The organism is Clostridium sp. UBA4395 (assembly GCF_002390995.1).
Classification (GTDB): Bacteria; Bacillota; Clostridia; order Clostridiales; family Clostridiaceae; genus Clostridium_J; species Clostridium_J sulfidigenes.
The window spans coordinates 25,266-36,226 of sequence record NZ_DGRF01000094.1; the positions used below are offsets into that span (position 1 = coordinate 25,266).

4 protein-coding genes and 1 riboswitch are annotated in these 10,961 nt (G+C 31.3%); all 4 genes read right to left on the bottom strand.

Annotation, left to right across the window (positions count from 1 at the left end):
- Positions 1 to 115: 115 nt before the first annotated feature.
- Positions 116 to 4,099 (bottom strand): Ig-like domain-containing protein, encoded by a 3,984-nt coding sequence (locus B2694_RS17260; RefSeq protein WP_346886802.1) that lies wholly within the window; start codon positions 4,097 to 4,099, stop codon positions 116 to 118.
- Positions 4,100 to 4,125: 26 nt separating this feature from the next.
- Complete coding sequence (locus tag B2694_RS17265; protein ID WP_346886803.1) at positions 4,126 to 8,754, bottom strand: hypothetical protein; 4,629 nt, start codon at positions 8,752 to 8,754, stop codon at positions 4,126 to 4,128.
- Between the two features lie 71 nt (positions 8,755 to 8,825).
- Entirely contained in the window at positions 8,826 to 9,440 is a 615-nt protein-coding gene (locus tag B2694_RS17270) for a hypothetical protein (protein WP_346886804.1), read from the bottom strand.
- A 226-nt stretch (positions 9,441 to 9,666) separates the two neighbouring features.
- A complete protein-coding gene (locus B2694_RS17275) occupies positions 9,667 to 10,281 on the bottom strand; it encodes a DUF4430 domain-containing protein (protein ID WP_346886805.1) in 615 nt (204 codons plus the stop codon).
- 322 nt (positions 10,282 to 10,603) lie between these two features.
- Positions 10,604 to 10,788: riboswitch (cobalamin riboswitch) on the bottom strand.
- Between the last annotated feature and the right edge of the window lie 173 nt (positions 10,789 to 10,961).

Sequence of the window (10,961 nt, forward strand, 5' to 3'; positions counted from 1 at the left end):
TGAATTATATGTAAGAAATACACTAATGTTCAGCATATTTCCTACATATAAAACTACATTTTAACGAGCAATTCCCATAATTCTATATATGAGAATCAGCGTCATTTTAAAATTATTACTTTTTCTTTTTAAAATAAATACATACACCTACAACTGTAACTCCGCACAAAATACAAAGGGCATAGGGTAAATATTCTTTTATACCTTCAGTTTCATTTGCTTTTCCTTCTAATCTAGCATCTAAAGAACCCTTACTGCCTTCATACTCTTCACCTTTAAAATTCCAACCTTCTTCATCTGCCTTGGAATCCTTTTTAGTGTTTTTATTTACACTTTTCTTATGATTTTTCTTTGCACTATTAATAGTTTTGGAAACTTTAGAAACTCTTTTTCCCTTTATGGCTTTACTTAAAATACTGGAGATATTGTTCTCAACTTTATTTACTTCTGTTTCAGGATTCTTATTGTTAATTCCCGTACCTGAATTATCTCCACTACCACCAACTTTTATGGATAAATCTGACATGTCATATAAAGGAGTTTTTTCATTTTTAAATCTGCTATAAGCAACTAACGCATAATAAGCTTGTTCTGTTGCCATTCCATCAACTTTACCTGCTTCAGCACCCCCATTATTACCTGCTTCAGCTTTTACATGCATGAACCCACTACCTGGTATATGATATTTAAGTATATTTTCCACTGACCAATAACCATTTTTAATAAATCTATTATCTGTCTCTGGATTAATTTCAAGAGCACAAAGAGCAGTAATAACTTGAGCATTAGATTCTGAAGTCTCTACACCACTAGTAGCAAATCCTCCATTTTTTAGCTGATTTTTGCTTAAAAATGAAAGTGCTTTATTTATTGCTATAGTTACCTTTTCTCTTCCTTCTTTATTGTAATAAGGCGCAAGAGCTTGTAATGCCATTCCTGTTAAATCAACATCACCTGATTTTCCTGATAAATTCCATCCTCCATCACTTTTTTGATCCGAAAGAATATAATCTATTAATACTTCTTCTGTGGTCTGCTTCGATACTCCAGAAACTTCAGGAATAACATAATCTGGATTTGTTTTTAAAGCAATAAGAGCCCATATTGGTCCATTAATTCCTTGCTTTTTAATCTCATTAAAGTCAGCTAAGTTAGCAAGTAAATTATATCCTCCAATATTCCTAGCATCTTTTCCTATGGCAGTCATAGCAACAATAGTTTTAGAGTATTCAGTATATTTAACTGTATCTGTTAGCTTTCCATCCTTCTCTTTTAAGTAATTTACCATATGATTGTAATAAGTATTAAAATAATCACTATTTATGTCCATTCCACCTCTTGCTAAACCTATTACAAACCATTCACTACCCTTTGCAGGATTTTTATCAATAGAAAGAATGTATCCTCTAGTATCATTTAAAATTTCTTCAACACTTTTAGAAAGAGAGTTTGCCTTTGTAACTACTGCCACCTTACATTGGGCTTTAATACGCGAATTACTAGCTAAAGAAGCTGTAATTGTTACAGTACCTTCACTAATTCCAGTAACTACACCATTATTATCTACAGTAGCTATATTATTATTAGATGACTTCCATCTGATTTCTAGAGGTTCTGTAGCACTTTCAGGTAGCTTATGGGCTTTTAAAGATGTAGTTCCACCTTTTTCTACTTGTGCTGTAGAAGAAATAGAAATATCTTTTATAGCTACTGGTACATCAGCTAAAATCAATTTTCCAATGGAGCGGGAATGAACAGTCATACTATTACTTTCAGAATTATGAGCTGCATCTAACTCCTTAATTTTTCCATTTTTAACCATAAATACCTTTGAATTTTCCATAGAATCATATTCTATTGGTAACTTAAAGGTAATTGCCACGCTCTTCTCTTGAGAATAATCAGATTTATTTCTGATATCCTCATAACTAATCTCTTTTGCAAAAACTATAGATGCTTTAGAAGAATCATAAGCCTTTTTTATATGTTTAAGAAGCCCTGCTTTTCCATTTATATCTGATACTTTGGTTCTTATATACCAAGGGCTTTCTACAGTAATATCTTCACAAGTATGAATAGCTTGTTCAATCCATTTTTTTGTAGCATCAACTTTAATTTTTGACTCCTCTGGAACTTCCATTATTCCTTCCATATCCTCATAAAAAACTATAGCTTTAAGGAATTCTTGAATTTCTTTTGAATTAATATCAACCTCTTTACTAGTATCTACTGCATCTATGAACCTTGTAATTGATGCTTGCAAAGTGCTTATTACATGAGCTAACTTATTTTTAGCTTCTTCTGAAATAATACTTTTTTGTGCGTGGCTAAGCTCACCTTCATAAGCATTTCTAACAGAAATAACTAAGTCAATATCAGCCATTGTTGCTTTGTCAGGTAATTTTATCATCTTATCCTCTACATCTTTTGCTTCTTTCTTTAAATCTTTTAGACGATTTTCAGCCTTACAAAGTCTGTTTATATAAGGTCTTCCAACAAGCTTTTGATTTTTACTACTTAAAGCATCATAATATGTCCTTGCTTCTTGCACCTTACTTTCATCCTCAAGCCTAAGAACAGACATAGACGGCAAATTATTAATTTTAGAAATTACAGTTAATATATCAGCTTTTTCTATACAAGCTTTTAGTTTACTTATTATAGTCTCAGAAATGTAGGCTTTACTTTCATCTTTTAAAGATTCAAACTCATCTCTAAGCGCATAAACTCCCTTAACATCTTTTATTTTCATATCAGCATAATTTGGAAGTTGAGAAATTTTCTTTTCCATAGCTGCTGCTAATTCTTTACTATTTCCTACAGTGACATGACATATGGCATTAATTCCAGTTTTTGTTGTAGCTTTAATATCTACTTCACCTGATTTTTTAGCAACAACATATCCATTTTCAGATATTGTAGCAACTTTTTCATCACTAGTTGCCCAGGTTACATTTTTATCATCCGTAGTGTTTTCAGGTATCCATTCTACTACTTTTAATTGAAATGTATCATCTCTTTCACAAGAAAAACTTGACTTATTTAATACAATTTCAGTTAATGGTCGATTCTTTACTGTAACATGGCATGTAGCACTATATCCATTTATTGTACTTGCTGTAATATCAACCTCACCCACTGAAATTGGTAAAAGCTTTCCTTCCCCATCTACCTGTAACACTCTTTCATCCGAAGACTTCCATACTAATTTACTAAAAGTAGTATTCTCAGGATAAAGAGATGCTTTAAGTTGCTTATCTTTTTCATCTATATCTATAGATAGATTACTGTCTGATAACGCTACAGATTTAGGATAAACAGCTTCCATAGAAGGAAACGCGCTTAATGCTGTATTCACTTCTTCTTGAGTTGCATCAAAGTTATTTAAAACCTTCATAGCTTTATCATAAGCGGCTTCACATCCATCTATAGTAAACCAAAGATCCTTTGCTTGATTTATTGCTGCTACCTTACATAATAATTTACTTCTATCAGCTGGCGTGTAATAAACTTTCCCATTAGTTACGTCTTTACCACTTACGTCCGCTCCTGTTCCATAAATAGTAAACTGTAACCTACATACATCACCATTTTTAGGATACATATTACCAATTCCTACGCCAGGAAATTCATTGTTAATAGAATATACCCATCCAGAAGTTCCTGTATAGGAAAACTCTGATAGCTTTGGTGTATAAGCATTAGTCAAATTATTATTTAATATAAAATCTCCATTTGCCCTAGCCATCTTTAATATGGAATTAGGAATATTTAACTTCATATCTTTTGAATCTGCATTATGAATAGAAGCTAAATATGCACCATATTGAGTATCAGGAATATCATACCCATATCCCTGTGAATTTAAGAATCTCTTCAATAGAGAAGCATAGTTTTCCCCTTCTTTTATTGATATCATACTAGGCTCAACTACATATCCTTTACCTATTGAAAATCTCTCAACGGTAACTGTTACAATACCCTCTTCTGAATCTGCCCAAACAGGTTTACAATTTCCCAGAAAAGTAGTAACTGTCATAAATAGAAGCAAAAGAACTGCCGTTAACTTTTTAATTCTATCTTTTTTCTTATACTTCATTTTTTCAACCTCAATTCTATAAAAACCTACCTAGTATTAGTCTTGCATTTTTTTGCTGTAATAAATATACTGCTTCCTATAGCAATTAAAAGAAGCATAATTCCCATCTTTTGTGGTAAAACATCTCCTGTTTTAGGTGCTGATGAAGTTTTTCCAGAACTATTACTTACATTTTTACCTTTATCTGATGGCTGCGAGGTAGTTGTCTTTCCTTGTTTATCTGCACCGTTCTTATTTACATACCCTTGTTTATCTGCACCGTTTTTATTTATATCCCCTTCTTTATTACCATCAATTGTATCCTCATTAGATTGCTCTACTGTTTTAACAACTTTGACACCTATTGCATATTCTCCGCTACTACCATCCATAGTAAAGGTAACATCACTACCTGATACACTACTATTTAAAATATTCACTCCATCCTTTGATAACATAGCTAAAAAAACATTTTTATTTGCAAAATCTTCATGAGTAAATAAAGTAGCAATGTAATCTTTTTCAGGAATGTACTTCTTTAATCTTCCATCGGACATTATTTCAAGGCTATTAACACTTACTGCTTTAACCATTGAAGCATCCTTATATTTAGATAAATAACTCTTTAACGCATCATAGTTTTTACCTTCTACTTCCTTGATTTCTAATTCTACATCCCATGGAATATCGCCTGAAATTCTAGCTACCTTGTTATCTTCATTAATTTGCTTTTTCTTTGCATAGATTTTTTCTTTTAATCTTTCTAAACTATCCACTTCATTTTCTAAAATACTTGCTGCACTTTCTGAACTTTTTTTCAACTCTTCAAATTTTTCTAATGCTAGTTTAATACCTTGTATGGTATCTCTTGAAACTAAATTTTCATCTGCATTCTCAGTTGCTTCAGTAAAATATTTCTTAACAGAATCAGCTTTTTTTAATGCTTCGTTCCATTCTTCGACACCCTTTTTAATACCAGTGATTTTATCCTTTATTCCAGATATACTATCTAAGTATGTCTTTGCATTTTCATTTTTGTTATATGCATCAAGAATTTCCTTTGCATAGCTTACTTGATTTGCATTCATTGGAATATTAAAGTTTTTAATTTTTTCAACTAATGGCTCTAAGTATGCTTCTATATAACCTTCATATTCCTCAGCTATGAGTACATCCTTTGATAATTTTGTCACTAAGGCCTCTCCATTTTCCATTGCTTCAATAGCAGCTTGTTGCTCTGGTGTTAAAGCATCATATGCAGCTTTTACTTTTGCAATTTGTTCAATTTGTTTTGGAGTAATTGTAATTTCTTCTGCTTTTCCATCAAGTATTTTCTTTAAACTACTTGGTTCTGGTAATTCCTTAATTTGATTTATTATATTTTCAATCTGAAGCTTATTAAACTCCTTTTCTGAACTTACCAGTACGGAATAATTTTTAACTAAAGCTTTTTGGTCTTTAGTTAATGCTTCATACATAGCTCTTACTTCCTTCAAGAAAGGTCCATCTAAGATAGTAACTCCCTCTTCTAATTTCTTAATTTCCGTAATAACTGGAGTTGCTACTTCTAAATTAATAACACGATTAACAGCTTCATTTAAAGTCTGTACTGTTTCGCCTGAAATCCACTTAGAAACTTCTTCACCTAAGCCATCAACCTTCTGCTTTAAGTCCATAATGTTATCTTTATCTTCTATGTTAATAGAATCTATATCCTTATACTTTAAAATTTCATTAGTTAACTTCTCTGCATCTTCCTTATGTAGCTTTTCTTCACTTTCAATGAAAGCAATAGCCTCATCTAAAACATAACTATTATTTACATAATGTTGTAATAATGTCATTCCAACTTCTTTTCCTGGAACACGAACACGTTTTAATCTATCGTAAGCACTTTTTGCAGACTCTACTTTAGCTTTATCTGCATAAGTTAACTTTTCTATATCTGAAATTTCTTCAATTTGCTTTATAACATCCTCTACTTCCTTCTTTTCTTCCTCTGTCCCCATGAAGGTGTTAGGTTTCCAACTTTCATCAGCTAAACCTACTAAATCATATAAAGCATAATAATCTTCTCCCATGCCAAGGGCATTACCAGAGTTTTTATTATATAATTCTTCCAGCTTTTCTCTTTGTGCATCTATTTGCTTTTGAAGTATTGGATTTGTTTTAATTTCCTTTGCTTTTGCTAAAAGTTTCTCTACCTTATCTAAAGTAAGAATTTGAGCTGTCCAAACATTATCTCTATTAATAACTCCTCCTAGGGCCATAATAACTTGTGTATTATAGTCAGTCTCTTGATCTGTTTCTTTAAATGCAAATGCTCCATTCTCATCTTGACGTTTCTCTATTAAATCTAATGGAGAAACTCCATCTACTTTCCAATCTTCATCTTCTATATTAATTCCTGCAGCAGTAAGTCCCATTATTACACAAGCATGACTAGAAAGGTTACTATTGGCATAGAATGGGTTTTCAAAGGCTACCTTATCTGTACCAGAACCATCTTGACTTAGTTTCATACGTTCAATAGCTATTGTGCTTTTTTCAGCAACTCCCTCCACATCTAAATGGTTTTGAATTGCTGCAAGAGCCCAACCACGCATATCTAAATCAAAATCCTTACTACATGCTTTGCCAGCTACAGTCTTAACTAAATCCTCATCATAACATCCTGCAGCATCAAGCGCATATAATGCCCAAATATTACAGGCATAAGGTCCGTAAGACCCATCTTCACCTTTAAGATTTTTAAGTCCTTCTACATAGTTTACACCACCATAATTATAAGGATTTTCTCCAATCATAGTTAGTTCTAAAATACTAGCGGCATAATCCGTAGCTTGATTTAAGTCATGCGTTGTTACATCATATACGTAGTATCCATCTAGGCTTTCATTAGCATTAGTCATAGCAAATGTTTGCCAATAATTTTTATTCATTTTACCTTTTTGTTTATTTTTCCATCCATCAATAGCCTTCTTTAATATTGTTGAAGCTTTTTCCTTTGCCTTCTCATAATCATCTGATGTATCCTCGGAATCTGGCCTCTTAATTACAACAGAATAACTATTTGTAAATCCATCTAAAGAAGTAGCCTTAAATATAACCTGATGTACTTTTGAAGGGTCTACTTCTACAGTATTATTTGTAACTCCAATAGGCTTAGAATCAATTCTATTTAAACAAACTTCAACATTACTTGCTGTTCCTGGAATAAAATTTAAACTTACATTAGAATCAAAGGAATCAGGTATAAGATAATAATCCTTTATATTTTTCTCATAAGATTTTGTTAATTTGCCTCCAGTAACCTCTAACTTGTCTAGAGTTGCCTCTGTAATCTGCCAGTTAATGTTTATATTATGCAATGCCTGAGCACCTGTATCCCCATTAGCCGGAATAACACTAATTGGAATTGTATCATTTTTATCACTATCTAATTTTAAAAAGTATCCTCCATCAATGACTTTACTATTTGGTATAAATACCTCTGCTGCTGGATCATTAGTTTCTACTTGCATATATACATAGGGATTTGAAGAAGTTAAATTAATGCTTGCTTTTTCATCAACTTTATTAGTAGACAATAGCTCTGTAAATCTATCTGTTGCATGAGCTTTATCACTAGCTCCTTGAAATATCTTTACAGATTTTACTGAGGTATCTGTTCCTTTTGGAACTTTATAGGTGTTTTCTCCATCTCTATATAGTAAAAGAGTTATTCCTCCAAGTGTCGATGATCTTCGTTCTTGGAAAGCTTCAATTGAACTTGTAGTAAGCTGAATTATATTTAATCCTTGTTTTAAAGCAAACTCTTCACTTATTTCATTGCCACCAATTTGTTTCCATGGTCCCCCATTGAAGCTAATTTCATAGGAATTTGTCCTATAAAACCCATCTTTACAACTTTCATAAAAGGCATCTTTAGACGATGTCATTGATTTTTCTAATTGCAGTCTTATAGATGAAGTATCATCTGGAATTTTACACTTTCCATCTTCTCCACAAACCCCGATTCCCTTAGTTTTTGTCATAATTTCGTTGCCATATTGATATTCATCAGCTAAGGGCTTAGAAGTTTTTCCATCTAATATATTAATTCTATCTGGCCAATTATTATTTAAATCAATGCCAGATTTTTTAAAGGAAACTACTAAATAATTTTCTTCTTTCTTATCTCCATCTTCTACTGTTATCTTAAATACATTACTTCCATTAGCAGCTTTTATAATACTATAAGCACTTCCCTTTTCAAAACTACAGAAGGGATTATTTTCTTTATTTTCGACTGGTCTATTTTGGTCATCAAATTTATAGCCCTTATCATAGTTAATAGATAAATCTGTTTTAGATTTATTCTCTGGATCTGTCATATCCTCAATAGTAATTTTTGCTGTATTTGATCTTCTAGTACCTGTAATTCTTAAGTGTCCAATACTCCCATTAGAAACATCGGCATAATAAATATTATCTGTACCTTCTATCTTATTTGCTTGTGAACCTCTCCACGTAATTGGAGCATTAGTTGTAGCTATCCCACATACTGCAATTAAACTAGTTAACTCTGTAGATTTAGTAGATTCTTCATCTTTAGCAAAGGCTTTAACAGGTATTGCTGTCATAACAATGCACATTACGCATAGATATACGATAAATCTTTTTATTTTATTCATTTTATCCCCCAAATAAACAGATGACTAAAGAAGTCTTTAATCATCTGTTAAAATATCTTTATTTTATAATTTTACCAAGTCTCAGATACTGTACCATAATTAAAAACAATTGTCATACCATCTGTTAATGAAACGTTACTAGCATATAAATCTGATTTTACTCCATTTACATATAAAGTCCATGTATCACCAGTCCAAGTATGAGTGCCATCAGGATTTTGAACAGTGCCATTATCTACAGTTGTCATTCCATCGAAGTAAAGAAAGTAGACTCCTGGCTTGCCAGCATATGGCTTTAAATCCCAATTATAGCTAATAGCAGCTTCTGTATTGGGATAATTAGAATCAAGTAATGGAGTTACCTCTGCTGCTCCCTGACTCATATAATATTGATTATAAGCAAAAATTAAAGCATCAGCTGTAGTTGGTGTCTTTATACCTTCGGTAGCATAATTAGTATATGGTTGTGTACTATATAAATGATCTGAATTTATTGAACTTAATTTAGATTTTAAATCATTAAGATTTACTGTTTCATTAATATAAGTTTCTCCATATGCCTGAATCTGAACATTAACAGTTTCATTAGCATTTGCAAAGGCATTTATATTTGCATTTACATTAATAGCTAATGTCATAACTAAAATTAAAAGAAAACTAAAAAGCTTTTTCATTTTTTTACTCATTATAATCCCCCCAATCTTTTATCCCTTGAACACAACATTTATTTTGTCATTTTAATTCATTATAGTCATAGCCACCCGTAAAACGAGTGGCTTGCACTGTGACTATAAGCATTTTTCGTTCCACCAGCATGTAGGCGGTTTTCTTAAAACTAATAAAAGTATTTGTTACCTTCATATCATTTTTTATAAATTTAATTATTTATAAAAATATTTTCACGCCCTAATTTTACCAAGTTTCAGATACTGTATTATATTCAAAAGTAATTGTCATACCATCTGTTAATGAAATGTTACTAGCATATGAATTTGATTTTACTCCATTTACATAGAAAGTCCATGTATCACCAGTCCAAGTATGAGTGCCATTAGGATTTTGAACAGTACCATTATCTACAGTTGTCATTCCATCGAAGTAAATAAAATAGATTCCTGGCTTGCCAGCATATGGCTTTAAATCCCAATTATAGCTAATAGCAGCTGCTGTATTTGGATAATTAGTATCAAGTAATGGAGTTACCTCTGCTGCTCCCTGACTCATATAGTATTGATTATATGCAAAAATTAAAGCATCAGCTGTAGTTGGTGTCTTTATACCTTCGGTAGCATAATTAGTATAGGGTTGTGTACTATATAAGTGATCTGAATTTATTGAACTCAATTTAGCTTTTAAATCATTAAGATTTACTGTTTCATTAATATAGGTATCTCCATACGCCTTAATCTGAACATTAACAGTTTCATTAGTATCTGCAAAGGCATTTATATTTGCATTTACATTAATAGCTAAGGTCATAACTAAAACTAAAAGAAAACCAAAAAACTTTTTCATTTTTTTACTCATTTATAATCCTCTCCAATCTTTTATCCCCTTAACACAACATTTATTTTGTCATTCTAATTCATCATGATAAAAGTATTTGTTACCTTTATATCATTTTTTATAAATAGTTATGTGATGAATTTTACCAATAATTTTATCCCCCCCTATTTCAGCATGTATTTATCCATAATCTTCATTTCAGTCATTTTTGTAAATTTCTAAAAGTCTTTATGCTATATAGTTAAGCTTTTCCGCTCATTTTTTTAAAAATGGGCGTAAAAAATAAACATCTGTTATGCCTTCAGATATCCATGCTTTATAATTGGTAAAACTTGCACAGTGAAATCTATTGATCTATCTTACTGTTGTGTTCTGACTTAGGTTCATCCTACTTAAAGCGCCTTCCCAGTTTTTATACCAGTGGCATTTTCGCTTTGTTCGTCACCCTTACAGTAGGGATTAACTGTGTCGGAATTGCACCGACTTCCTTAACGAATATTTCTCGTCATAAAATAAATCAATGATTACGATTAAATTTTTATTAGTAGTTTTACATATGTTAATTTTATGTAAATTATACTACCATACAATTTGTATTATAGACATATTTTCCTAAATTGTCAACTAAATATGTATATGTTACTATTTATATATTAATACATATATTGTTTTAAGCTTAAGGTAAATTGAAAAGTTAAATT

Excerpts from the sequence above, each read along its gene's own strand:
- B2694_RS17260 (WP_346886802.1), bottom strand. The coding sequence starts at position 4,099 with ATGAAGTATAAGAAAAAAGATAGAATTAAAAAGTTAACGGCAGTTCTT.
- B2694_RS17265 (WP_346886803.1), bottom strand. The coding sequence starts at position 8,754 with ATGAATAAAATAAAAAGATTTATCGTATATCTATGCGTAATGTGCATT.
- B2694_RS17270 (WP_346886804.1), bottom strand. The coding sequence starts at position 9,440 with ATGAGTAAAAAAATGAAAAAGCTTTTTAGTTTTCTTTTAATTTTAGTT.
- B2694_RS17275 (WP_346886805.1), bottom strand. The coding sequence starts at position 10,281 with ATGAGTAAAAAAATGAAAAAGTTTTTTGGTTTTCTTTTAGTTTTAGTT.